Genomic DNA, 22,645 nt, shown 5'->3' on the forward strand with positions numbered 1-22,645 from the left:
GCCTCAGAAGGTTTTTATTATTTAAAATTTTTTATTTCGAAAATATCATACACGCATTCTTCATATGGGTGAATATCTTCGATAATTTGTATACATTTTTTGATATTATTTTCTGTCGTGCGAAATTCTAATTTGATTTCGTCAACTTCGTTGATAATATTTTTTTCACCAGAAAAATTATTAGAAAAATTATTCGGCATGAAATGACCTTTTACTTTCGATGTAGTATAACAATAATCATAATTTCCTATGGTTATAATTTTCTCATCACCTAGTTTTTTTATTAACAAATCTATGTAATCTTCTGGTATGTATACATCTATTTTATATGTTATCATAAAAACTCCTTTCTCTCATGTTTATTTATTATTTGTTCGGGTATATATATTTTATCAAAGAATTTAACGAAAAGGAGATTATTATGGATTTAAAATTGTATTACAAAGAAACTTGCCCATTCTGCAAGAAAGTTTTAAGATTTATAGAAAAAAAAGGAATTAAGGATGTTGAATTAGTAGACATCAAAGCCGATGAGGCTAATGAAAAATACCTTATCGAAAAAGGTGGAATGGACCAAGTACCTTGTCTTTTCATTGATGAAAAGCCAATGTATGAATCAATGGATATTATAAAATTCTTGGATGAAAAATTTCAATAAAAATTTTTAACAATAGAAATTTTGCTCTCACTTTTGTGGGAGCTTTTTGTTTGTCAAAATCAAAAATTATTACAATTAATCGTCATTTTTAAAAATTCACATGATTTATGATAGAATAAATATCGTAATAAAAAAAGTAGCAAACCTTTGGGAGAGATTTGCTACTTAAATAACATTGGCAAGTTCATATTAGGAGGATGAACAACCATTTATTGTTACCATTATAGTATCATATATTTATGGTTAATAAGTTACAAATTTATTACGATTTAGGGAATTGAGGGGAAAATGAAAGTAGGAATTATTGGAGCAGGAGCTAGTGGGGTTTTTGCGGCATTGATTTTAAAACAAAATTACATAGACACAACTGTTATCGAAAGAAACGCCAACGCTTTGAAGAAAATTTATGCAACAGGTAATGGTAGATGCAATTTTACTAATAGAAATGTATCGTACAAGAATTATCATGGCGAAAATCCAAAATTCACGATCAGTGCCATCAAAAAATTTGATAACTACGATGTTATTGAATTTTTCAATGATATGGGAATTCCTGAGGTTGAGCTTGAAAATGGCAAGATTTTCCCAAAAAGTTTACAAGCTTCATCAATCGTAAAACAAATGATGTGTTTGGCAAATCATCTGGAAGTAGAATTTATTTTTGATAGCTTCGTCGATGATGTTAGAAAAAACGGCGATGTTTTTGAAGTGAAATCCAATGGATCGATTTACAAGTTTGATTATTTAATAATCGCTTGTGGGTCTAAAGCCTACAAAAAAAGCGGTTCTGATGGAAATGGATACATTCTCATGAAAAAATTGGGACACAATATCGTAAAAACTCACCCAGGAATTGTGCAATTGAGACTGAATGGAGATAGTTTCAAAAAAATGAGCGGAACTAAATTCAAGGCTAATGCAAAGTTAGTAGTGGACGGAAAAGAAGTTTTTGAATTTTATCACGATGTTTTGTTTACTGATTACGGAATTAGTGGGCCAACTATTTTGCAGTTATCAGGCGAAGCTATTAGAGCTAAAAATAATGGATTAGATGTTAAAATAAGAATAGATACTGTGGATCTGGATGAGAATAAATTGTACGAACACTTAATCTACATAATATCTTTAAATTATTATAAGAAAATAAATGAGTTGTTGGTCGGTTTGATTAACGATAACTTGATTGAAGAAGTTTTGAATCAAGCAGGTATAAATTATGATATTAATGTGTGCGAGCTAAGCAAGGAAGAAATTTACAAATTAGCCCATACATTGAAAAATTTGGAATTTAGTGTTAGTGGATACAAGGATGAGGATTCTGGTCAAATTACTTGTGGTGGAGTAGATACAGATGAAATCAATCCGTCTACTATGGAATCGAAAAAAATTAAAAATCTGTACATTATTGGTGAGATTATGGATGTCGACGGAGATTGTGGTGGATACAATCTTCAATGGGCTTTTTCATCGGCGTATTCTTGTGCGATGTCTATAATTAAAAAGGAGAACTAAATGAATAAAATGCAAAGAAAACTTGTTGACTTAGATAACCACGGTCAAAAAGTTAGAGTAGGTTTGGTTGGTTGTGGCAAAATGGGATCGGGTCTTGTAAGTCAGTTGAGTAGAATTAAAGGAATGAGACCTTCTGTTATTATAGATAGACACGTTGACAAGTGCGTGACTGCTTTGAGAAAAGCAGGCGTAAAAGATGTGGATATTGTCAGAACAACTGATTTGAAAGTTGCAGAAAATGCTATTAAAAATAATTCGTTTGTTGTAAGTGATGATTATACTTTGAGCTACAAGTTAGATATGATTGATGGAGTAATTGACGCTACAGGAAATCCTCCATTTGGAACACAACTTGCAGTAGAAAGCATTGAACACGAAAAACATACTATTTTATTAAATGTAGAATGTGATGCCGTTGTAGGACCAATTTTAAATGAAATGGCGAAGAAAAAAGGCGTCGTATACACTGGATCTGCTGGAGATGAGCCAGGCGCTATAATACAACTGTCGGATTTTGCGCTTGGATTGGGATTCAAATTGTTAGCTGTTGGTAAGGGCAAGAACAATCCATTGGATAATTACACTAATGAAGATATTTTAAGAGAAGAAGCATTGTCAAAAGGATTAGTTCCAAAAATGTTGACATCATTTGTAGATGGAACGAACACTATGATTGAACTTACAGCTGTAGCAAATGCGTTGGGATTCACTCCTGATGTTTTGGGTTGTCACGGAATTACAACAAACATTCACGACATCGCAGACAAATTCAAATTAAAAGAACAAGGTGGTATTTTAAATAACTATAACATAGTTGATTTTGCTTTTGGAGTTGCGCCGGGAGTTTTTGCGATTGTAACTCACGACACAAACGAGGTTCACGATTTGATGGAATATTTGTCAATGGGTAAAGGACCGAACTATACTTTGTACAGACCATATCATTTGACAAGTTTGGAAACTCCACTTACAATTTACGATGCAATTGTAGAAAAAGAACCAACAATTTATCCAAAATATGGTCAAGTTTCCGATACAATCACAGTTGCAAAAAGAGACATCAAAAAAGGCCAAAAAATTGAAGGAATTGGTGGACACGACTGTTTCGGTAAAATAACATCACACAAGCATCAAATGGAAAATAATTTGTTGCCAATGCCAATCATCACAGAAAAAACAACCGCAAAAGTTGATATACCAAAAGACACATTGATTACTTACGACATGGTTAATTTGGATGAAGATCATATCATTACAAAACTTCGTAAGAGACAAGATGAATTGGGATTATAAAATTTAAAAAAATCTATTATCAGCCGATAAAAAGTTTTTCAAACTTTGAAATTTCGGCTGATTTTTATTTTAAAATCAATTTTTATAAAATTTTGACAATGGATTTTAAAAGTGTTAATATCAATTTGTAATGTAATAAATAAACGTTTTTTGGGGGGTAATATGGATTATAGATTAGAGTCTGATAGTGTTGGAGAAAAACAAGTTCCAAAAGATGCATATTACGGTGTGCAATCTTTAAGAGGAATGGAAAATTTCCCGATAACAGGAAGAACTTTACATGAAGAATTAATTTATGGATTGACAATAGTTAAAAAAGCTTGTGCAATTGCAAACCACAGAGCAGGAATTATGAGAGAGGATGTCAAAAACGCAATCGTTTACGCATGTGACCAAATTCTTAAAGGAGAATATCACGATCAATTTTTGACTGATCCAATTCAAGGTGGAGCAGGTACAACAGCTAATATGAATGCAAATGAAGTTATTGCAAACATTGCCAACGAAAAACTCGGTGGAGGATTGGGAACTTATGAATATGTTCACCCAAACGATCACGTTAACATGAGTCAATCTACAAACGATGTTTTTCCTACTGCGGGTAAAATTGCAACTTTAAGACTACTAATAAAAGCTTTAAACGAATTAAAGCAATTAGAAATTTCTTTGCTTAATAAATCTGTAGAATTTGATGATGTACTTAAAATGGGACGTACTCAACTTCAAGATGCAGTGCCAATTAGATTGGGACAAGAATTCCACGCGTATTATTCAGTAATCAAAAGAGATATCAAAAGAATTAGAAGATCATCAGATCAAATTGAATCCATAAATATGGGAGCAACTGCGATTGGTACAGGTGTAAATGTAGACAAAGTTTACTTTACAAATATAGTTCCGATTCTAGCAGAGTTAACAGGATTTGATTTGCATCAAGCAGAAGATTTAATAGATGGAACTAATAACCTTGATGGACTTGTAGAAATATCTTCAGCAGTAAAATCAACAGCTGTAAGTTTGTCAAAAATGGCAAGTGATTTGAGATTAATGAGTTCTGGACCAAAAACAATGGTAGGAGATATTGAACTTCCACCAAGACAAAATGGTTCATCAATTATGCCAGGTAAAGTAAATCCTGTAATTCCAGAAGTTGTTAACCAAGTTGTATTCAGAATTATTGGTAACGATAATACAGTTACAATGTGTGCAGAACACGGACAATTGGAACTTAACGCATTCGAACCAGTTTTGTTCGATAGTTTATTTGAATCAATATCTATATTGACAAATGCAGTGAGAACTTTCAGAGAAAACTGCATAATTGGTATCAAACCAAACAGACAAAAACTTTCAAACGACGTCGAAAAATCAGTAGGAATAGTTACAGCGTTGGTTCCTCATATTGGATACAAAAAGTCCGCTGAAATTGCAAAACGTGCATTGAGTACAGGAATCACAGTTAGAAATATCGTATTGGATGAAAAAATCTTAACAGAAGATGAATTAAAAGAAATTCTTGATCCAATTGCGATGACAATGCCAGGAATTGCAGCAGAATATTTGATTAAACAAAAACAACAAGCCTACATCGAAAAAAAGAAACTAGAAGACAAGGAACAAAAATCAAAAAAATAAATTTGAGTTGACAAAATCTTGTTATCAAGTATTTGATAACAGCATTTTTTATTACGAACTAAAAGTTTTACATTATTTTACATTTGTTAATATGTTATAATTTATCTAGGTGATATGATGAAAAATAATACTAAAAATGCAGACAATGTTATATTGGCGATATCAAATGTTTTGATGGTGGTTTTCGTATCTACTCTACTTAAAGGCCACAATATAATATCGGTGTTAATTTTACTTGCGTGGGCAGTTTATGCATCGCAAAATAAAATGATTTTACCGAAAAGTCTTGAAAGAAAAAGAACAAAATTTGAATACGGAAGTTTTATAGTTTTATTAATAGGATTTATGTTGATTTATTACCATCCTAATAAGGTCTACGTGTTTTTAACATATCTTGCTTTTGTTATTTACAACACACTCTTGTGGATGAATATGATTAGAATGAGAGCTATTAATAAAGAAAATAAGAAATCTAACAAAAAGAAATAAAGAGGTATATGATGAAAATTATGGTTATTGGGCCTGGTAGATGGGGAAGTTTCATCGCTTGGTATTTAAAAAAAATTGGTCATGAAGTTTTGTTGTATGGTTTGAATGGTACTGAAGATTTCGAAAACTTCAAGAAAAGTCGTACCAATGGAATTATAACTTTACAAGATGATTTGGAATTAACCGATGATATTACAAGAGCAAAAGAATGCGATGTTATTCATGTTAGTATAAATGCACAAGGTTTTAGAAGTGTGTGTGAAGAACTTAAGTCCATTGGAATTAAGGATAAGATTATCGTTACTAATATGAAGGGAATTGAGATTTCGACTGGAAAAAGATTATCAGAAGTCTGCAAAGAAATTATTGATGGATCTAACAAAGTTGCAGCTTGGATTGGACCTGGTCATCCACAAGAATTTTACCGCAATGTTCCAAATTGTATGGTAATTGATTCGGAAGATGAAGATGTAAAAGAATTGTTGATTGAAAATTACAGTTCAGATTTGATCAGATTTTATTATGGCCAAGATTTGATTGGAAATGAAATCGGCGCAGCTTACAAAAACGTAATTGGAATTGCTGCAGGAATGTTGGATGGAATGAAAATAAGTTCTTTGAAGGGAGCTTTGATGAGTAGAGGTTGCAGAGAAGTAGCAAGGTTTATTAAAGCTTCGGGAGGTAAAGAGCTCAGCGCGTACGGACTTTGTCATTTGGGAGATTACGAGGCGACAGTGTTCTCACAATACTCTCACAACAGAATGTTCGGTGAAATGTATGCGAAATCAGAAAAATACGATAAATTAGCTGAAGGATACTACACTGTAAAAGCTATTAAGATTAAAGCAGACAAAATGAATTTGGATTTACCAATAAACAATGCAGTGTACAAAGTTTTGTACGAAAATTCGAAATGTGAAGAAGAAATCGACAAATTATTCAGTAGAAGTTTGAAAAAAGAATTTTATTAGTGAAAAGTATAAAAATTAGAAGTGCAAAAAAGCACTTCTTTTTTAATTAAAATGCTTGACAAATGGATTTTAAGTTTATATAATATACAAGTCAAGTAAAAAGGTTGACGGTGATTGAATGGAAAAATTATTAAATATTACCATGATGTTTGATTATTATGGTAAATTGCTTACGAAAAGAGAATACGATGTGATTGACAAATACTACAATGAAGATTTGTCATTAAATGAAATTGCTCAAATTTGTGATATTTCAAAACAAGCTGTAAGTGATAGTTTGAAAAGAGCTGAAAATAAGCTTTATGAATACGAACAAAAACTTGGCTTGATTGAAAAATCAAAAAAGAGTCATCAATTTCTTAGAAAAATCAGAAATGATCTTTTCTCTTTGTCACCAGAAATCAAAAGCAAAGAAATTGAAAATATCATTATAGATATAGAAGATTTCTTAAATGATTTAGAGGATGTGGAAAATGATATTTGAAAATTTGTCCGATAAATTACAAAATGCCTTGTCAAAATTGACCAACAGAGGAAAGCTAACAGAAAAAGATATAGATGTTGCAATGAGAGAAGTTAAACTTGCTTTATTGGAAGCGGACGTTAACTATAAAGTTGTCAAAGATTTTATCTCTCAGGTAAAAGAACGTGCTATTGATTCTTCTGTTTTGGAAAGTCTTACTCCAGGTCAACAAGTTATCAAGATAGTTAATGAAGAATTAACTAAAATGATGGGTGAAAAGGAAGAAAAACTTAACGTTTCACCGATGAAGCCTACAGTAATTATGCTTTGTGGCTTGCAAGGGGCTGGTAAAACAACTCATGCCGGAAAGCTTGCATTAAATTTGAAAAACAAAAACAAAAGCGTACTACTTGTAGCGTGTGATATTTACAGACCTGCTGCCATCAAACAACTTCAAGTTGTCGGTGGGAAAGTTGGGGTAGAAGTTTTTGAGATGGGACAGATAAATCCTGTTGAAATTTCTAAAAAAGCAATCGAAGAAGCTAAAAGAAAGAACATTGATTATGTAATTATAGATACTGCCGGTCGTCTTCACATTGACGATACTTTGATGGATGAGCTGAAAAATATTAAACAAGAAGTGAATCCTTCAGATATTTTGTTAGTTGTAGATGCGATGACTGGACAAGATGCAGTGAATGTTGCAGCTAAGTTTAACGAAGATTTGGATATTACAGGAATTATACTTACAAAGTTAGACGGTGATGCAAGAGGTGGTGCTGCTTTATCAATCAGACAAGTAGCTGATAAGCCTATTAAATTTATAGGTGTAGGTGAAAAACTTGGAGATTTAGAGCCATTCCATCCGGATAGAATGGCATCTCGTATCTTGGGAATGGGAGATGTTCTTAGCCTTATCGAAAAAGCGCAAAATCAATTTGACGAGAAAAAGGCAAAAGAGTTAGAAGAAAAGATTAAAGCTCAAAGTTTTGACTTTAATGATTTTCTTGACCAAATGCAGCAAATTAAAAAAATGGGACCTATGCAAGATATTCTTGCAATGATTCCTGGTGTAGATAGCAAAATGCTTAAACAAGTTAATTTCGACAATAAAGAATTTGACAAGATTGAAGCGATTATAAAATCTATGACCAAACAAGAAAGAGAAAATCCAGATATCATTAGCATATCTAGAAGAAAAAGAATTGCTAAAGGATGCGGTCAAGATCAAGTAGCGGTTAATAAACTTTTGAAACAATTTAAAGAAATGAAAGTTATGATGAAAAATATGGGAGCGCTACAGAAGAAATTTGGCAAAAAAGGTAAAATGAAAATGCCTTTTTTTAGATAATAAGTTATGGAGGTAAATTATGTCAGTAAAAATTAGATTGAAAAGAATGGGAGCAAAGAAGAAACCATTTTATAGAATAGTTGTCGCAGATTCAAGATGTCCTCGTGATGGTAAATTCATCGAAGAAATCGGATATTATAACCCATTAGTTGAAGAAAAAACTGTTAAAGTTGACAGCGAAAAAGTTCAACAATGGATTAAAAACGGTGCAAAACCTACAGATACAGTAGACAGATTATTCAAAAATAATGGAGTTTACGAAGCAAAATAATAATACAAGTTGGGAGTTGTCATGGAAAAATTAGTTAAAACAATTGCTACTGCGTTAGTTGATAATAAAGAAGCAGTTGAAGTAACATCAAGACAAGACAAACATACGGTTATTATAGAAATTAAAGCAGATTCCAAAGATTTGGGAAAAATTATAGGAAAAGAAGGGAAGATTGCCAAGGCAATTAGAACTATTACTAAGGCAGCTGCTATTAAGAGTGGCGAAAAAGTTGTCGTAGATATTTTGCAATAATGGAATATATAGCTGTAGCAGAAGTGCTCAATACTCACGGTATTAAAGGATGTCTTAAAATGAGACCGTTGACTGATAATATCGAAAGATTTGACGAAGATATTTGTTATTATCTCGGGGATAAAAAAGTTAAGGTAACTATTCAAAATTACAGAATGTACAAGGGATTTTTGTACATTGATTTTGAAGAATTTAACGATATTAATGAAGTTCTTGGATTCAAAAAACAATATTTATATATAGATGAAAAAGACAGATACGAATTGAAAGATGGAAGCTTTTACATTGATGATTTGATAGGCTTAAAGGCTTATTTTAATGGAGAATATATTGGAGATTTAGTTGATGTTATTAGCATTTATAGTAATGATGTTTATGTAATAAAAAATGATGAAAAAGAATTTATGATACCTGCTGTAAAAGAGTTCATTAAAAAAATAGATTTAGAAAATGGATTAATCGATGTAGTTATAATTGAGGGTATGTGATGAAATTTATAATTCTCACATTATTTCCAGAAAGTTTTGATTACTTAAAATCATACGGCGTCATAGGAAAAGCAATCCAAAACAATCTCATTGAACTTGAAGTGGTTAATATTAGAGATTACACTAAAAATAAACACAAAAAAGTAGACGATGAGATTTACGGTGGCGGAGCTGGTATGCTTATGACTTGCCAACCAATTTATGACTGCTTGGAAGATGTGAACAAAAACCAATCAAAGGTTGTGTTTATGTCTCCTCAAGGGAAAGTTCTTAATCAACAAAAGTGTATCGAACTTTCAAAAGAAAAAGAAATAGTTATTCTTTGTGGCCATTACGAAGGTGTTGACAGTAGAATCATCAATCATTATTGTGATGAGGAGATTTCTATTGGAGATTATGTGATGACTGGTGGAGAATTAGGAGCTATGGTTCTTATAGATTGTGTTAGCCGAATGATTAACGATGTTTTGGGAAATGATGAAAGTTATAAAACAGATTCGCACTACAATTTATTGCTACAGGAAGATTCCTACACAAGACCCAGAGTATTTAACGGATATGAAGTTCCTGAAGTTTTATTATCAGGAAATCACGAAAAAATCGAACAGTGGCGAGAAAAATCAAGACTAAACAACACTAAACTTAAAAGAGAAGATATATATCAGAAATATCTGAAAGAAAAAAACCAAGGAGGATCATAATGGATATTATAAAAACATTAGAAGATGAACAATTAAGAGAAAATAAGTTCGACTTTCATGTTGGAGATACTGTAAAAGTAGACTACCTTATTAAAGAAGGTAACAAAGAAAGAGTTCAAGTTTATGAAGGAACTGTAATTAAAATGCAAGGAACTGGACTTAGAAGAACTTTCACAGTAAGAAGATTAGCTTACGGTGTAGGAGTAGAAAGAACTTTCTTAATCAACTCACCAAGAGTAACTAACGTAAGATTAGTTAGAGAAGGTAAAGTAAGAAGATCTAAATTATTCTACTTAAGACACAGAGAAGGTAAAGCTGCTAAAGTTAAAGAAAAACAAAAATTCTAAATTGAGTGCTGAGAATTTCTCAGTACTTTTTTTAGATGGAAAGGAAATAACATGGACATTAATAATATAAACTGGTATCCGGGTCACATGAAAAAAGCTATCGACAAGATTAAAGAAAACATGAAACTTGTCGACATAGTGTTGGTACTTGTGGATAGCAGAATTGTAAAATCATCCATGAATCCAGTGATAGAAGATATTTTAAAGGATAAGCCACAATTGATTTTATTGAACAAGATGGACATGGCAGATCCTAAAATTACACAAAACTGGATTAATTATTTTGCAAAGAAAAATATAACAGCACTTCCAATCGATAGTAAAAACGGTAAAAATTTGGATAAAATTGAGCCAACAACAAAAAAGATTTTAGAAGATGTACTTAGTAGTAGAAAAGACAAAAACATAAAATCAGAAATTATTAGAATGATGATTGTTGGTATTCCAAATGTTGGAAAATCTACAATAATTAATAAATTATCCAACAGACAATCTGCGAAAACTGGAAACACTCCAGGTGTTACAAGAACTAATCAATGGATTAGAATAAAAGGCAAGATGGAATTATTGGATACACCAGGTGTTTTGTGGCCAAAATTTGAAGACAATGAAATTGGATTGAACTTGGCATTTACTGGAGCTATAAAAGACGAAATTTTGGATGAAGAAAACTTAGCATACAAACTTATTGAGAAACTAATGAGTATTGATCCACAAATTTTAGAGAAGAGATATTCAGTTGATACACAAAACAAGGAAACAATCGAAATAATGGATGATATTGCAATAAGAAGAGGCTGTTTATTAAAAGGGAAAAATATTGATTATTCTAAAGTTTCATCAATAATTATCGATGAATTTAGAAAAACAAAGTTAGGAAGAATTTCATTAGAAGATGTTTGCGATTGATTATAACGAATTTGAAGAAGAATTAATTTGTGGAATAGATGAAGTTGGAAGAGGACCATTGGCAGGGCCTGTTGTGACTTGTGCTATTATAATGCCTAAAAATTGTGAAATAATAGAAGGTGTCACTGATTCAAAGAAGCTTTCTGAAAAAAAGAGAATTAAATTCAAGGATATGATTTTGAATCAAGCATTAGCATACAGTGTAAATTTTGTAGATCAAGGTGTAATTGATGAGATTAATATCAAGCAAGCTACAAGATTATCCATGAAAAGAGCTGTTGAAAGTTTAAAAACAAAAGACAATAAATTCATAAAACCTGATTTAATTGTAATTGATGCCGAAGAAATCGACACAGACATTAAACAAATGTCATTTGTAAAAGGCGATGAAAAATTATATCCGATCTCTTGCGCATCAATTGTTGCTAAAGTTATAAGAGATGAGTACATGAAGGAAATGGCTGTGATTTATCCACAATATGGTTTTGAAAAACACAAAGGCTACGGAACGAAACTACATCGAGAAATGATACTAGAACATGGTGAATGTCCGCTTCACAGAAAAACTTTTTTGAGGAAATTATATGAAAATGGAAAAAAACCGAGGTAAATTTGCCGAGGATTACGCTTGTGAATATTTGACAGAAAAAGGTTACGAAATAATTGATAGAAATTATTCCGAAAGAATTGGAGAACTGGACATAGTATGTACTTATGAAAATTTTTTGGTAATAGTTGAAGTAAAAGCAAGAGTTGATGATAAATTTGGCGCCCCTTCTGATTTTGTAACTTCAGGAAAACAAGACAGGATAAGAAAGACTACTGAAATTTATATCGACAAACATGATTTGTACGATTATCAGCCGAGATTTGATGTAATAGAAATTTATTTGGATAATTTTAAATTAAATCACTATATTGACGCATTTTAATGTTGACAACAGGCTGGTATTTTTATATAATATCAAGGTCAAGCAAATATATTGACACAAAGAGGTTTTAATATGTATAAAGTAGCAGTGCTTACAGTATCAGATAAGGGTTCTCAAGGTAAAAGAGAAGATTTAAGCGGTAAGAAGATTATTGAGATCATCGAAAAAAACGGATATAAATTAGAAAAATATGATATTGTAGCAGATGAAAAAGAATTAATAAAAGAAAAGTTAATCGAATATTCCAATGATAATATAGAATTGATTTTGACTACAGGTGGAACTGGATTTTCAAAAAGAGATGTAACTCCAGAGGCTACATTAGAAGTTTCGGAAAAACTTTGTTTGGGAATTAGTGAAGCGATAAGAAATTATTCGATGACGATTACAAAAAGAGCAATGCTTTCAAGAGCTGTTTCAGTTATTAGAAAGAACTCACTCATAATCAATATGCCGGGTAGTCCAAAGGCTGTTGAGGAAAGTTTGGAATATATAATTGATACATTAGATCACGCTTTGAAAATTTTACAAGGCGATGCATCAGAATGTGCGAGAAAATAGTTGTTCATAATTAATTAGTAATGTATAATATATGATAGATAATTGTAGGAGGTATATATGATACAAGCAGGAGATTTTAGAAAAGGCACAACTTTTGAAATGGATGGAGATGTATGGCAAATTATAGATTTCCAACACGTTAAACCAGGTAAAGGTGCAGCTTTTGTAAGAACAAAAATCAGATCAGTTATGACTGGTTCAAACAGAGACATGACTTTCAATCCTAACGAAAAATATGAAGAAGCTAGAATTGAAACAAGAGAAATGCAATACTTATACAACGACGGAACTTTATATTATTTCATGGACCCAGATTCTTATGAACAATTACCAATTGATAAAGCTAGTGTAGAAGAAGCTATTCTTTACATAAAGGAAAATGATATGGCAACAATTAAATTTTTCAAAGGTAAAGCATTCCAAGTTTCTCCACCAAACTTTGTTGAGTTAGAAATCACTCAAACAGAACCTGGAATTAAAGGTAACACTGCAACAGGAGCTACAAAACCAGCCACTGTAGAAACAGGAGCTACAGTTAATGTACCTTTATTTGTAAATGAAGGAGATAAAATTAAAATAGATACAAGAACTGGAGAATATTTATCAAGAGTTTAGTATTTGTTGACTTTTCAACGCGTTTATGATAAAGTAGTACGGTGGATTTTGTCCATACTAATAGAGGAGGTCTAATATGAGAGATAAAGTAATTTTAGAATGTACTGAATGCAAGAGCAGAAATTACACTACTAAAAAGAATAAAAAACTTCACCCTGATAGAGTGGAAACAAACAAGTATTGTAAATTCTGTAAAAAGCACACTCTACACAAGGAAACAAGATAGGAGGAGCTTATGGCAGCGAAAAATGCGCAAAATTCTAATCAAAAATCAGCCCCAAAAAATCAAGGATTTTTAAAAGGCGTGAAGACTGAATGGAATAAAATTGTCTGGCCGACACCAAAGGAAACTTTAGAATACTCAGTAGTAGTAGTAATAATTTCCTTTATAGTTGCATTAATCGTGTACGGATTAGATACTGTGTTCCAACGTTTAATTGGACTATTTATTTAGATTAGAAAGGAACAGTATCCACAATGACCGAAAAAAATAACACATTTATTGAAAATGCAACTGAAGATTTTAAAGAACGTGCCAAAGAGGGAAAATGGTATGTAGTGCATACTTACTCTGGACACGAAGGTAAAGTAAAAGTTAATATTGAAAAAATGGTAGAAAATCGTGGTTATATCGACGATATATTTGAAGTAGTAGTACCTACTGAAGAATATGTTTCAGAGGTCGGTGGAGCTAAAAAGTTAAAAGAAAGAAAGATCTTCCCCGGTTATGTTTTCGTTAAGATGACAATTACCGATGTCTCATGGTATTTGGTTAGAAATACCAGAGGTGTTACAGGATTTGTAGGACCAGAATCAAAACCTGTAGCAGTTAGTGAAAAGGAAATTCAAAAATTCGCTCTTAAAAATCAATCTTATTCTAAAAAAGAAATTGATGTTAACGTAGGAGACAACGTAAATATTGTTTCTGGAGCGTTTAGTGATCAAGTAGGTATTATTGAAGAAATAAATACCGAAAAAGCTATCTGTAAAGTTTTAATTTCCTTGTTCGGCAGAGACACATCTGTTGAAATTAGCTTTGATGATATCGAAAAAATATAAATTTGAATATAAGTTATTTAATTAATTTCATATAGATCGATGTGGGAGGTTAGCCCCGATAACCACAATAGTTTAAGGAGGAACTAATATGGCTAAAAAAGTACAAGCAATAGTAAAGTTACAAATTCCTGCAGGTAAAGCAACACCTGCACCACCAGTAGGTACAGCACTTGGACCTCACGGTGTTAATATAATGCAATTCACAAAAGAGTTCAACGCAAAAACTCAAGATCAAATGGGAATGATTATTCCAGTTGTTATGACTGTTTACCAAGACAGATCATTCACATTTATTACAAAGACTCCACCAGCACCAGTTCTTATCAAAAAAGAATTAGGATTAAATTCTGCTTCAGGAGAACCTAATAAGACTAAAGTTGGACAATTAACTAAAGAACAAGTTAAGAAAATTGCTGAAATTAAAATGCCTGACTTAAATGCAGCAAACTTAGAATCTGCTATGAGCATGATCAAAGGTACAGCAAGAAGTATGGGAGTTACAGTAGAAGAATAGTGGGAGATTTAGTTCGTTAGAACCACAAGGAGGATTATATGGCAAAAAAAGGTAAAAAATATCAAGAAAGTGCAAAATTAATTGATAGAACAGTTGAATATAAATTAGATGAAGCTAGCAAATTAGTTGTTGAAACTGCTAAAGCTAAGTTTGACGAATCAGTAGAATTACACGCAAAATTAGGTGTAGATAGTAGACACGCTGACCAACAAGTTCGTGGTACTATCGTACTTCCTCATGGTACAGGTAAAGACCAAAAGGTTGCTGTATTTGCTAAAGGTGAAAAAGCTGAAGAAGCAAAAGCTGCAGGAGCAGATTTCGTAGGAGCAGAAGATTTAGCAGAAAAAATCCAAAAAGAAGGTTGGTTAGGATTTGATGTTGCAGTAGCTACTCCAGATATGATGGGTGTTGTAGGTAGAATTGGTAGAATCTTAGGACCTCAAGGTTTAATGCCAAACCCTAAAGCTGGTACAGTAACTATGGACGTTACAAGTGCAATCAAAGAAATCAAAGCTGGTAAAGTTGAATATAGAACAGATAAAAGCAATATCATTCACGTTCCAGTTGGAAAAGTTTCTTTCGGAGAAGAAAAAATCGCAGAAAACATCAATGCGTTAATGCAAGCAATATTGAAAGCAAAACCAGCTTCATCAAAAGGTAAATATATTAGATCTTTAACAATTGCTTCAACAATGGGCCCTGGAATCAAGGTTAATCCATTACAATTTGCAAAAGAATAATATATAAGAAGTTTTTAGCCACCGTAAAGGTGGCTTTTCTTAAATTCGGAGGAAAAAATGAAATTATTAAAAGACGACAAAAGAAAAATCCAAATAGGAATTACTATATTAATCGTTCCGGTTATTTTGGCATATCTTTTGTTTAATGGAAAATCAATAGGAAATGCATTAAGTACTTTTATGGCGATTATATCTCCATTTATTATTGGTGCTGCATTAGCTTTTGTATTGAATATGCCGATGAATTTTATTGAGAATAAGCTTTTAAAAAAATGGACTTCAAAGCCGGGTCTAAAAAGGGCAATATCTCTGCTAATAAGCTTAGTAATAGTTAGTGCGATATTAACATTTGTAGTGACACTTATAATTCCTAATTTTTTAGAGGCTATTAAATCACTAATACAAGGTATTCCGGTGTTGGTTGAAAAGCTAAGAAAATATCCGGAAATAGCAAAACAATTAGATAAAATTTACGACACATACGCTATAACAAGTACTCATGATTTGTTTGTAAAATTGAAGCCTTATTTAACTAAAAATGGATTGGATATATTGAACAATGTATTTTTTGGAATTAGCACAGTATTTTCTGTTGTACTTAGCTTTGTAGTCTCGTTCACATTTGCTATTTATTTATTATTTTCAAAAGAAACTTTGAGAAGACAATTTACAGAATTGACTTATGTTTTCTTCGGTGGGAAAACTGCAAAAAGAATTATTGTTTTCTTCAAAGTCGCCTACGAAAAATTTTACTCGTTCTTCAAAGGCCAATTTATCGAAGCGTTTATGCTTGGGTTTATGTGTTTCATAGGAATGTATTTATTGAAGATGCCAAACGCTGCAACAGTTAGTGTATTAATTGGTTTTGGAGCGTTGATTCCACTGGTTGGAGCTATACTAGGAGCTGCTCTAGGAGCTTTGATTATTTTAATCGAATCTTTTTCAAAAGCGATTATGTTTGTGATTTTCATAATTGTACTTCAACAATTTGATGGTAATGTAACTTATCCTAGAATTGTTGGTTCTTCGGTAGGACTTCCATCTATTTGGGTTCTAGTTGCAGTTACCATAGGTGCTGCAGTAAGTGGTATTGTTGGAATGCTTATTTTCGTTCCAATATTTGCTACAATCTATGAATTATTGTACAGATATAAGAAAAAGAAATTAGAAGACAAAAACATTTGTATTATTGAAGAAAAATAATAAAAAAGTGTTGACATATTCATTGAATATGATATAATAATCAAGTAATTAATTTGGGCTACCGAAGACAGTAGGGACTATTAAGTTTAATCATCCTACAGAGGAGCATAAGATATGAGTTTATCAGTCTTTCTGTCTTTGGATGGAAAGACTTTTTTAGTGTAGCCTTTTTCATGGAGGTGAAATAATGAAAGAACACGTTTTAAATCAAAAGAAAGCTGTTGTCGAAGAAATTAAAGGACACATTAATGATGCTAAATCAATGGTTATCGTTGATTATAGAGGATTAGATGTTAGTGAAGCAACAGAATTAAGAGAAAAATTCAGAAATGAAAATGTATTATTTAAAGTATACAAAAACACAATGATGAATTTTGCTTTTAAAGAATTAGGATTTGAAGGATTCTTAGATTACTTATCTGGTCCTAACGCAGTTGCATTCAGTATGGATGATCCAATCGCAGCAGCCAGAATAGCAAAGGAATTCGCAGCAGATCACGAAAATTTAGAAATTAAAGCAGGTTATTTAGGAGACAAATTCTTAGATGTTGAAGGTGTGAAGAAAATCGCATCTATTCCTTCAAGAGAAGTTCTTCTTACAAAAATGCTTGGAAGCTTCAAAGCTCCAGTATCAAAATTTGTATATTTAGCAGATGCTATTGCTAAATCAAAAGCAGAAGGTTCAGAAGAAACTGAATCAAACGAAACTACTGAAACAGTAGAAGAATAATTAATAAAAATAAAATTTGGAGGTAAAAAATGTCAATAGATGAAATCTTAGAAGCAGTTGAAGGCTTAACTGTTCTTGAATTAAATGAATTAGTAGAAAAAGCAGAAGAAAAATTTGGAGTATCAGCAGCAGCTCCTGTAGCAGTAGCAGGTGGAGCACCAGCAGCAGGTGGAGCAGCAGCAGAAGAAAAATCAGAATTTGATGTAATTTTAGCATCAGCTGGTGAAGCAAAAATGAAAGTTATTAAAGCAGTTAAAGACTTAACTGGTTTAGGATTAAAAGATGCTAAAGCTTTAGTAGACGAAGCACCAAAAGCAATTAAAGAAGGCGCTTCTAAAGAAGAAGCTGAAGAATTAAAAGCTAAACTTGAAGAAGTTGGAGCTACTATCGAATTAAAATAGTCGATAAAATTATGGAGAGGTTATGTATAATAGCCTCTCTTTTTTATTGCTTGACAAATTATTTGTTTATGATATTATTTAAATATATGTATAAAATGACTATGATGAGATGAGTATGTAATATTTTTTTTAAAGAGAGTCTTAGTTTGCTGGAATAAGATACTAAATTATTACAGAATATGGTCTTTGAGTTTGAAAAGTTGAATAGCTTATGCTTTTAAATTTTTCCGGGAGCATCCGTTATCAAATGCTAGGCATGAAAGTGCCAAACAATGAGAGAATATTTTTTATTCTAAAATTAAGGTGGTAACGCGGATTTTCGCCCTTATATGATGTATGTCATATAAGGGCTTTTTTATTTTATTGTAGTTTATTTATTATGGAGGGAAATTATGTCAGAAGAAAAGAAATCATATTATATTACTACGCCGATTTATTATCCAAGTAGTAATTTACATTTAGGTCATACTTATACGACAATTATTGCAGATACTTTGAAAAAATTCAAAAAAATTCAAGGATATGATGTGTTTTTGACTACAGGTACTGATGAGCATGGTCAAAAATTATACGAAAAAGCAAAAGAAAAAAACATGGGAGATAATCCACTAAATTATATCGATCCAATTGTACAAAGCGCTAAGGATTTGTGGAAGAAGCTTGACATTGACATAGATAGTTTTGTTAGAAGTACAGACAAGGTTCACGAAAAAAATGTTCAAGAAATTTTCCAAAAATTATACGATAAGGGAGATATCTACAAATCTACTTACAAAGGACATTATTGTGTTGATTGTGAAGCTTTTTGGACAGAATCACAACTTAAGGATGGAAAGTGTCCAGATTGTGGAAGAGATGTTCACTATCATGAAGAAGAATCATACTTTTTTAGATTATCAAAATACAAAGATAGAATTTTACAATTATACAAAGATAATCCGGACTTCTTAAAACCGGAATCTCGTAAGAACGAAATGGTGAACAACTTTTTAAGTGGTGAATTGGAAGATTTATCTGTATCTCGTACAAGTTTTGACTGGGGAGTTAAGGTTCCGTTTGATGATAAACATATAATCTACGTATGGATTGATGCGCTTAGCTGCTATTTGACAGGAATTGGATATGGACAAGACGAAGAATTATTTAATAAATTCTGGCCATGCGATATTCACTTGGTTGGAAAAGAAATTGTAAGATTCCACACAATTATTTGGCCAGCTTTGTTGATGGCGTTGGATTTGCCATTGCCAAAGAGAGTTTTTGCTCACGGATGGATTTTGTTCAATGAAGATAAGATGAGTAAATCAAAGGGAAATGTATATTATCCAGAACCAATCATTGATTTATACGGTGTGGATGCTTTGAAATACTATATTTTAAGAGATTTTACTTTTGGTAATGATGGTAATTTTACTACAGAAAGATTTATGAACAGGTTCAACTCAGATTTGGTAAATGATTTAGGAAATCTTGTGAGTAGATCAGTGTCGATGGTTGAAAAATATTTTGATGGTGTTATTCCACAACCAAATGACAACAACGATATTGACAAGAGTTTGATATCTGTAGTTGAAGGTTGTCAAGAAAAAGTTGAAGAGTTATTAGAAGAGCTAGATTTTTCAAATGCGCTTGAAGAAATTTGGAAAGTTGTTAGAAGAGCCAACAAATACATCGATGAAACTACTCCTTGGATTTTGATTAAAGAAGATCCAGAAAGATTGAAGACTGTTTTGTATAATTTGATGGATGCGATAAGAGTTATCTGTATTTTAACATCTCCATTTATCACTGAAACTAGCAACAAAATAAAAGAACAAATCGGTCTTTCTGAAATAAAATGGGAAGATGGAAAAGTGTTTGGTAAAACTGTTGTTGGAACTAGGGTTCAAAGAGGAGAAAACTTGTTCAATAGATTGGATATCAAGAAAGAAACTGAAAGATTGAATGAGGTTAACGATAAATTAATCGAAGAAAGAACTGGTAAAAAAGTTTCTGAATTAAGAGACGATAACGATGAAGAAGCTGCTAAAAAATCCAAGAAAAAATCTAAAAAAGCTAAGACAAAAGAAGAAATCACTATAGATGATTTTGACAAGCTTGATTTGAGGGTTGGACAAATCATGGAAGCTAAACAACATCCAGATGCCGATAAACTTTTGGTTTTCAAGGTTAAAATCGGAGAAGAAACAAGACAAATAGTTTCTGGTATTAAAAATTGGTATGAACCAAATGATTTAATAGGTAAGAAGGTTATTGTCGTGTACAATTTGAAGCCTGTTAAATTAAGAGGGGTAGAATCTCAAGGTATGCTTCTTGCGGCAAGTAAGGGAGATAACTTGACAATGGCAAGCTTACTTGATTCAGAATTTGAAGACGGAGCGACTGTATCTTAATGGGAGATTATGTAATATACGATACGCATTGCCACTTGACAGATGAAAAATTTGATTTTGATAGGGATAAAATAATCGAAAATCTTAAATCAAATTCTGTAATAAAAGCGATGCTTCCAAGTGACAATGTAGAAAACTCCATTAAAGCTATTGAATTGTCTGAAAAATATGATTTCTTATACAATGCTGTAGGAATTCATCCTGAAGAAGACAATAGATTTACAGATGAAGATATTTTGAAAATAGAAGAACTAGCAGATAATCCAAAATGCAAAGCTATTGGAGAAATTGGGCTTGACTATCATTATGAACACGATAAACAAAAGCAAAAATATCTTTTTGAAAAGCAAATGCAAATCGCTGAAAGAAAAAACTTGCCTGTTATTATTCACACAAGAGATGCAATCCAAGACACATACGATATCTTGAAGAAATTTCCTAATGTGAGAGGAATAATGCACTCTTATTCTGGAAGTTATGAAATGGCTATGAAATTTATTGATTTGGGATATTATATTTCATTTAGTGGAGTTGTGACATTTAAGAACGCAAGAAATGTCAAAGAAACGTGTGAGAAACTACCAATCGACAAAATTCTGGTAGAAACAGACTCACCTTACTTGACTCCTCATCCATATCGTGGGAAAAGAAACGAACCTAAATATGTGAATTTGGTGTTACAAGAAGTTAGTTTGTTGAAGAAAATGTCGGAAAAAGAAACGGCACAGATTATTTGCAAGAATGCTGATGATATTTTTGGATGGTAAATTATGATAAAAGAAATAATAGTTGTAGAAGGAAGAGACGATGAACAAAGAGTGAAAAGAGCACTAGATTGTGAAGTTGTATGCACTGGTGGAATTTATTTTAGTGATAAATTACTCAAAAGACTCAAAAAAATCGACCAAGATAGAGGAATAATAATCCTAACTGATCCAGACTATGCGGGAAATAAAATCAGAAAAAGAATTAATGATTTTATTCCAACCGCAAAAAACGCATTTATTGCACAAGATTTGTGTATCAAAGATGAAGACATTGGAATCGAAAATGCAAAAGAAGAAGATATCAAAATAGCCATAGAAAACGCTCATCCATCAATGATTGATTCTAAAAACGAATATACAATGGATGATATGATTTACTACGGATTGGTAGGAGAAGAATCCAAAGCACTTAGAATAAAGGTTGGCAAAATCTTAAATATAGGTTACGGAAATGCGAAATCTTTTCTTAGAATGCTTAACAATTACAATATTTCAAGAGAAAAATTAGAGGAGGCTATAAATAGATGAGTTATAAACTTCACCAACCTTCTTGTATTAAAGAAATATTGGACAAATTTGGATTCAAATTTTCAAAATCTTTGGGCCAAAATTTTCTTATAGATGGTAATTTGATTGAAAATATTATAGATTATTCTGATATTACAGAAGACGATTACGTAATTGAAATTGGCCCTGGTTTTGGAACATTGACAGAAAGACTTGTTGATAAATGCAAGTTCTTGTATTCGATTGAAATAGATTCAAGACTGATGGATGTTTTGAAATATACTGTTGGCGATAGAGAAAATTTTAAAATAATAAATGAAGATGTATTGAAGGTGGATTTGAATGAACTTAATCATGAAGATAAAAAATTCAAAGTGGTTGCAAATCTTCCTTATTACATCACAACTCCCATTATTGAGCACTTGTTCAATTACAGAGATATCATCGAATCAATCACTGTTATGGTTCAAAAAGAAGTGGCAAATAGAATGGTAGCTGATGTAGGAAGTAAAGATTATGCATCATTGAGTTTGTTTGTAAAACAAAACAGCGATGCGAAAATAATACTGAATGCACCAAAGACAGTGTTCATGCCACAACCAAAAGTAGACAGTGCAGTTGTCAATATGAAACTCAAAAAATTAGATGAAGATATTGACCAAGAACTTTTACGTCAATTAATAAGATCAGGCTTTAGCAAAAGAAGAAAAACCATATTGAACAGTTTCACCAGTGGATTTGTAAATGTCGACAAGGAAAAATTAAAGGCAATTCTTCAAGAATTGGGATTAAAGGAAAATTTAAGAGCCGAGAATTTGTCACTAGAAGATTACAAAAATATTGTGAAAAAGTTGAGTCTAATTGATTAAGATTTTCAAATAAG

General features: G+C 31.9%; 31 protein-coding genes and 2 other annotated features. Of the genes, 30 read left to right on the plus strand and 1 reads right to left on the minus strand.

Annotated features, from left to right (window positions below; genetic code table 11):
* Positions 1-17 precede the first annotated feature (17 nt).
* Positions 18-338 carry a hypothetical protein gene (locus FMG_RS02725; protein WP_012290457.1) on the minus strand — a complete coding sequence of 107 codons (321 nt, stop codon included), beginning with the start codon at positions 336-338 and terminating at the stop codon, positions 18-20.
* A gap of 83 nt (positions 339-421) precedes the next feature.
* Between FMG_RS02725 and FMG_RS02730 the strand changes: the two genes are divergently transcribed.
* The 30 genes from FMG_RS02730 (at position 422) to rsmA (ending at position 22,631) form a co-directional block, all read left to right on the plus strand.
* Positions 422-658 (plus strand): glutaredoxin family protein, encoded by a 237-nt coding sequence (locus FMG_RS02730; RefSeq protein WP_002838591.1) that lies wholly within the window; start codon positions 422-424, stop codon positions 656-658.
* Between the two features lie 288 nt (positions 659-946).
* On the plus strand, positions 947-2,170 hold the full coding sequence (locus FMG_RS02735; RefSeq protein ID WP_012290458.1) for an NAD(P)/FAD-dependent oxidoreductase: 1,224 nt from the start codon (positions 947-949) through the stop codon (positions 2,168-2,170).
* Positions 2,171-3,463: an NAD(P)H-dependent oxidoreductase gene (locus FMG_RS02740; protein ID WP_002838629.1), complete on the plus strand. Its 1,293-nt coding sequence runs from the start codon at positions 2,171-2,173 to the stop codon at positions 3,461-3,463.
* Positions 3,464-3,625: 162 nt separating this feature from the next.
* Positions 3,626-5,098: an aspartate ammonia-lyase gene (locus FMG_RS02745; RefSeq protein WP_041250587.1), complete on the plus strand. Its 1,473-nt coding sequence runs from the start codon at positions 3,626-3,628 to the stop codon at positions 5,096-5,098.
* Positions 5,099-5,215: 117 nt separating this feature from the next.
* The gene (locus tag FMG_RS02750; protein WP_041250588.1) at positions 5,216-5,587 is read left to right on the plus strand and encodes a hypothetical protein; all 372 of its coding nucleotides are present in this window, start codon (positions 5,216-5,218) and stop codon (positions 5,585-5,587) included.
* An 11-nt stretch (positions 5,588-5,598) separates the two neighbouring features.
* Positions 5,599-6,558: an NAD(P)H-dependent glycerol-3-phosphate dehydrogenase gene (locus FMG_RS02755; RefSeq protein WP_041250589.1), complete on the plus strand. Its 960-nt coding sequence runs from the start codon at positions 5,599-5,601 to the stop codon at positions 6,556-6,558.
* 118 nt (positions 6,559-6,676) lie between these two features.
* Positions 6,677-7,042, plus strand: coding sequence for a YlxM family DNA-binding protein (gene ylxM / locus FMG_RS02760; protein ID WP_002835331.1), 366 nt, complete (start codon positions 6,677-6,679; stop codon positions 7,040-7,042).
* A complete protein-coding gene (gene ffh / locus FMG_RS02765) occupies positions 7,032-8,372 on the plus strand; it encodes a signal recognition particle protein (RefSeq protein ID WP_002838602.1) in 1,341 nt (446 codons plus the stop codon). Before ylxM ends, ffh begins: the two co-directional genes overlap by 11 nt.
* A 19-nt stretch (positions 8,373-8,391) precedes the next feature.
* Positions 8,392-8,643, plus strand: a complete 252-nt coding sequence (gene rpsP / locus FMG_RS02770; RefSeq protein WP_002835329.1) for a 30S ribosomal protein S16 — start codon at positions 8,392-8,394, stop codon at positions 8,641-8,643.
* Positions 8,644-8,664: 21 nt separating this feature from the next.
* Positions 8,665-8,895, plus strand: coding sequence for a KH domain-containing protein (locus FMG_RS02775; protein ID WP_002835328.1), 231 nt, complete (start codon positions 8,665-8,667; stop codon positions 8,893-8,895).
* The gene (gene rimM / locus FMG_RS02780; protein WP_002838613.1) at positions 8,895-9,383 is read left to right on the plus strand and encodes a ribosome maturation factor RimM; all 489 of its coding nucleotides are present in this window, start codon (positions 8,895-8,897) and stop codon (positions 9,381-9,383) included. Before FMG_RS02775 ends, rimM begins: the two co-directional genes overlap by 1 nt.
* A complete protein-coding gene (gene trmD, locus FMG_RS02785; RefSeq protein WP_012290463.1) occupies positions 9,383-10,084 on the plus strand; it encodes a tRNA (guanosine(37)-N1)-methyltransferase TrmD in 702 nt (233 codons plus the stop codon). The genes rimM and trmD overlap by 1 nt, the downstream gene beginning before the upstream one ends.
* Complete coding sequence (rplS, locus tag FMG_RS02790; protein WP_002835325.1) at positions 10,084-10,431, plus strand: 50S ribosomal protein L19; 348 nt, start codon at positions 10,084-10,086, stop codon at positions 10,429-10,431. Before trmD ends, rplS begins: the two co-directional genes overlap by 1 nt.
* A gap of 51 nt (positions 10,432-10,482) precedes the next feature.
* Positions 10,483-11,340, plus strand: coding sequence for a ribosome biogenesis GTPase YlqF (gene ylqF, locus FMG_RS02795; RefSeq protein ID WP_012290464.1), 858 nt, complete (start codon positions 10,483-10,485; stop codon positions 11,338-11,340).
* Positions 11,327-11,950 carry a ribonuclease HII gene (locus tag FMG_RS02800; protein WP_012290465.1) on the plus strand — a complete coding sequence of 208 codons (624 nt, stop codon included), beginning with the start codon at positions 11,327-11,329 and terminating at the stop codon, positions 11,948-11,950. The genes ylqF and FMG_RS02800 overlap by 14 nt, the downstream gene beginning before the upstream one ends.
* Complete coding sequence (locus FMG_RS02805) at positions 11,925-12,272, plus strand: YraN family protein (RefSeq protein WP_012290466.1); 348 nt, start codon at positions 11,925-11,927, stop codon at positions 12,270-12,272. The genes FMG_RS02800 and FMG_RS02805 overlap by 26 nt, the downstream gene beginning before the upstream one ends.
* Positions 12,273-12,344: 72 nt before the next feature.
* Positions 12,345-12,833: a MogA/MoaB family molybdenum cofactor biosynthesis protein gene (locus tag FMG_RS02810; protein ID WP_002841630.1), complete on the plus strand. Its 489-nt coding sequence runs from the start codon at positions 12,345-12,347 to the stop codon at positions 12,831-12,833.
* Between the two features lie 57 nt (positions 12,834-12,890).
* A complete protein-coding gene (gene efp, locus FMG_RS02815) occupies positions 12,891-13,448 on the plus strand; it encodes an elongation factor P (RefSeq protein ID WP_002838657.1) in 558 nt (185 codons plus the stop codon).
* Between the two features lie 76 nt (positions 13,449-13,524).
* Positions 13,525-13,674 (plus strand): 50S ribosomal protein L33, encoded by a 150-nt coding sequence (rpmG, locus tag FMG_RS02820; RefSeq protein WP_002835319.1) that lies wholly within the window; start codon positions 13,525-13,527, stop codon positions 13,672-13,674.
* Between the two features lie 9 nt (positions 13,675-13,683).
* On the plus strand, positions 13,684-13,902 hold the full coding sequence (secE, locus tag FMG_RS02825; RefSeq protein WP_002838623.1) for a preprotein translocase subunit SecE: 219 nt from the start codon (positions 13,684-13,686) through the stop codon (positions 13,900-13,902).
* Positions 13,903-13,925: 23 nt separating this feature from the next.
* Entirely contained in the window at positions 13,926-14,507 is a 582-nt protein-coding gene (gene nusG, locus FMG_RS02830) for a transcription termination/antitermination protein NusG (RefSeq protein WP_002838609.1), read from the plus strand.
* An 88-nt stretch (positions 14,508-14,595) separates the two neighbouring features.
* Positions 14,596-15,021, plus strand: a complete 426-nt coding sequence (gene rplK / locus FMG_RS02835; protein ID WP_002835316.1) for a 50S ribosomal protein L11 — start codon at positions 14,596-14,598, stop codon at positions 15,019-15,021.
* 38 nt (positions 15,022-15,059) lie between these two features.
* On the plus strand, positions 15,060-15,761 hold the full coding sequence (rplA, locus tag FMG_RS02840; RefSeq protein WP_002838605.1) for a 50S ribosomal protein L1: 702 nt from the start codon (positions 15,060-15,062) through the stop codon (positions 15,759-15,761).
* 57 nt (positions 15,762-15,818) lie between these two features.
* Positions 15,819-16,964, plus strand: a complete 1,146-nt coding sequence (locus FMG_RS02845; RefSeq protein ID WP_012290467.1) for an AI-2E family transporter — start codon at positions 15,819-15,821, stop codon at positions 16,962-16,964.
* A 43-nt stretch (positions 16,965-17,007) separates the two neighbouring features.
* Positions 17,008-17,131: a sequence feature (ribosomal protein L10 leader region), on the plus strand.
* 20 nt (positions 17,132-17,151) lie between these two features.
* Positions 17,152-17,694 (plus strand): 50S ribosomal protein L10, encoded by a 543-nt coding sequence (gene rplJ, locus FMG_RS02850; RefSeq protein ID WP_002838611.1) that lies wholly within the window; start codon positions 17,152-17,154, stop codon positions 17,692-17,694.
* Between the two features lie 29 nt (positions 17,695-17,723).
* Positions 17,724-18,095: a 50S ribosomal protein L7/L12 gene (gene rplL / locus FMG_RS02855; protein WP_012290468.1), complete on the plus strand. Its 372-nt coding sequence runs from the start codon at positions 17,724-17,726 to the stop codon at positions 18,093-18,095.
* 92 nt (positions 18,096-18,187) lie between these two features.
* Positions 18,188-18,425 (plus strand) — a binding site (T-box leader).
* Between the two features lie 62 nt (positions 18,426-18,487).
* Positions 18,488-20,488 (plus strand): methionine--tRNA ligase, encoded by a 2,001-nt coding sequence (gene metG / locus FMG_RS02860; protein WP_012290469.1) that lies wholly within the window; start codon positions 18,488-18,490, stop codon positions 20,486-20,488.
* The gene (locus tag FMG_RS02865) at positions 20,488-21,255 is read left to right on the plus strand and encodes a TatD family hydrolase (RefSeq protein WP_012290470.1); all 768 of its coding nucleotides are present in this window, start codon (positions 20,488-20,490) and stop codon (positions 21,253-21,255) included. The genes metG and FMG_RS02865 overlap by 1 nt, the downstream gene beginning before the upstream one ends.
* A 3-nt stretch (positions 21,256-21,258) precedes the next feature.
* Complete coding sequence (gene rnmV, locus FMG_RS02870; protein ID WP_002838656.1) at positions 21,259-21,783, plus strand: ribonuclease M5; 525 nt, start codon at positions 21,259-21,261, stop codon at positions 21,781-21,783.
* Positions 21,780-22,631 carry a 16S rRNA (adenine(1518)-N(6)/adenine(1519)-N(6))-dimethyltransferase RsmA gene (rsmA, locus tag FMG_RS02875; protein ID WP_012290471.1) on the plus strand — a complete coding sequence of 284 codons (852 nt, stop codon included), beginning with the start codon at positions 21,780-21,782 and terminating at the stop codon, positions 22,629-22,631. Before rnmV ends, rsmA begins: the two co-directional genes overlap by 4 nt.
* The last annotated feature ends 14 nt before the right edge of the window (positions 22,632-22,645 follow it).

This window comes from Finegoldia magna ATCC 29328 (genome assembly GCF_000010185.1).
In the GTDB taxonomy this organism is placed as follows: Bacteria; Bacillota; Clostridia; order Tissierellales; family Peptoniphilaceae; genus Finegoldia; species Finegoldia magna_H.

What these genes read in the sequence shown, in the direction of transcription:
- FMG_RS02725 (WP_012290457.1), bottom strand. Translation starts at nt 338, where the DNA reads ATGATAACATATAAAATAGATGTATACATACCAGAAGATTACATAGAT.
- FMG_RS02730 (WP_002838591.1), top strand. Translation starts at nt 422, where the DNA reads ATGGATTTAAAATTGTATTACAAAGAAACTTGCCCATTCTGCAAGAAA.
- FMG_RS02735 (WP_012290458.1), top strand. Translation starts at nt 947, where the DNA reads ATGAAAGTAGGAATTATTGGAGCAGGAGCTAGTGGGGTTTTTGCGGCA.
- FMG_RS02740 (WP_002838629.1), top strand. Translation starts at nt 2,171, where the DNA reads ATGAATAAAATGCAAAGAAAACTTGTTGACTTAGATAACCACGGTCAA.
- FMG_RS02745 (WP_041250587.1), top strand. Translation starts at nt 3,626, where the DNA reads ATGGATTATAGATTAGAGTCTGATAGTGTTGGAGAAAAACAAGTTCCA.
- FMG_RS02750 (WP_041250588.1), top strand. Translation starts at nt 5,216, where the DNA reads ATGAAAAATAATACTAAAAATGCAGACAATGTTATATTGGCGATATCA.
- FMG_RS02755 (WP_041250589.1), top strand. Translation starts at nt 5,599, where the DNA reads ATGAAAATTATGGTTATTGGGCCTGGTAGATGGGGAAGTTTCATCGCT.
- ylxM (WP_002835331.1), top strand. Translation starts at nt 6,677, where the DNA reads ATGGAAAAATTATTAAATATTACCATGATGTTTGATTATTATGGTAAA.
- ffh (WP_002838602.1), top strand. Translation starts at nt 7,032, where the DNA reads ATGATATTTGAAAATTTGTCCGATAAATTACAAAATGCCTTGTCAAAA.
- rpsP (WP_002835329.1), top strand. Translation starts at nt 8,392, where the DNA reads ATGTCAGTAAAAATTAGATTGAAAAGAATGGGAGCAAAGAAGAAACCA.
- FMG_RS02775 (WP_002835328.1), top strand. Translation starts at nt 8,665, where the DNA reads ATGGAAAAATTAGTTAAAACAATTGCTACTGCGTTAGTTGATAATAAA.
- rimM (WP_002838613.1), top strand. Translation starts at nt 8,895, where the DNA reads ATGGAATATATAGCTGTAGCAGAAGTGCTCAATACTCACGGTATTAAA.
- trmD (WP_012290463.1), top strand. Translation starts at nt 9,383, where the DNA reads ATGAAATTTATAATTCTCACATTATTTCCAGAAAGTTTTGATTACTTA.
- rplS (WP_002835325.1), top strand. Translation starts at nt 10,084, where the DNA reads ATGGATATTATAAAAACATTAGAAGATGAACAATTAAGAGAAAATAAG.
- ylqF (WP_012290464.1), top strand. Translation starts at nt 10,483, where the DNA reads ATGGACATTAATAATATAAACTGGTATCCGGGTCACATGAAAAAAGCT.
- FMG_RS02800 (WP_012290465.1), top strand. Translation starts at nt 11,327, where the DNA reads ATGTTTGCGATTGATTATAACGAATTTGAAGAAGAATTAATTTGTGGA.
- FMG_RS02805 (WP_012290466.1), top strand. Translation starts at nt 11,925, where the DNA reads ATGAAAATGGAAAAAAACCGAGGTAAATTTGCCGAGGATTACGCTTGT.
- FMG_RS02810 (WP_002841630.1), top strand. Translation starts at nt 12,345, where the DNA reads ATGTATAAAGTAGCAGTGCTTACAGTATCAGATAAGGGTTCTCAAGGT.
- efp (WP_002838657.1), top strand. Translation starts at nt 12,891, where the DNA reads ATGATACAAGCAGGAGATTTTAGAAAAGGCACAACTTTTGAAATGGAT.
- rpmG (WP_002835319.1), top strand. Translation starts at nt 13,525, where the DNA reads ATGAGAGATAAAGTAATTTTAGAATGTACTGAATGCAAGAGCAGAAAT.
- secE (WP_002838623.1), top strand. Translation starts at nt 13,684, where the DNA reads ATGGCAGCGAAAAATGCGCAAAATTCTAATCAAAAATCAGCCCCAAAA.
- nusG (WP_002838609.1), top strand. Translation starts at nt 13,926, where the DNA reads ATGACCGAAAAAAATAACACATTTATTGAAAATGCAACTGAAGATTTT.
- rplK (WP_002835316.1), top strand. Translation starts at nt 14,596, where the DNA reads ATGGCTAAAAAAGTACAAGCAATAGTAAAGTTACAAATTCCTGCAGGT.
- rplA (WP_002838605.1), top strand. Translation starts at nt 15,060, where the DNA reads ATGGCAAAAAAAGGTAAAAAATATCAAGAAAGTGCAAAATTAATTGAT.
- FMG_RS02845 (WP_012290467.1), top strand. Translation starts at nt 15,819, where the DNA reads ATGAAATTATTAAAAGACGACAAAAGAAAAATCCAAATAGGAATTACT.
- rplJ (WP_002838611.1), top strand. Translation starts at nt 17,152, where the DNA reads ATGAAAGAACACGTTTTAAATCAAAAGAAAGCTGTTGTCGAAGAAATT.
- rplL (WP_012290468.1), top strand. Translation starts at nt 17,724, where the DNA reads ATGTCAATAGATGAAATCTTAGAAGCAGTTGAAGGCTTAACTGTTCTT.
- metG (WP_012290469.1), top strand. Translation starts at nt 18,488, where the DNA reads ATGTCAGAAGAAAAGAAATCATATTATATTACTACGCCGATTTATTAT.
- FMG_RS02865 (WP_012290470.1), top strand. Translation starts at nt 20,488, where the DNA reads ATGGGAGATTATGTAATATACGATACGCATTGCCACTTGACAGATGAA.
- rnmV (WP_002838656.1), top strand. Translation starts at nt 21,259, where the DNA reads ATGATAAAAGAAATAATAGTTGTAGAAGGAAGAGACGATGAACAAAGA.
- rsmA (WP_012290471.1), top strand. Translation starts at nt 21,780, where the DNA reads ATGAGTTATAAACTTCACCAACCTTCTTGTATTAAAGAAATATTGGAC.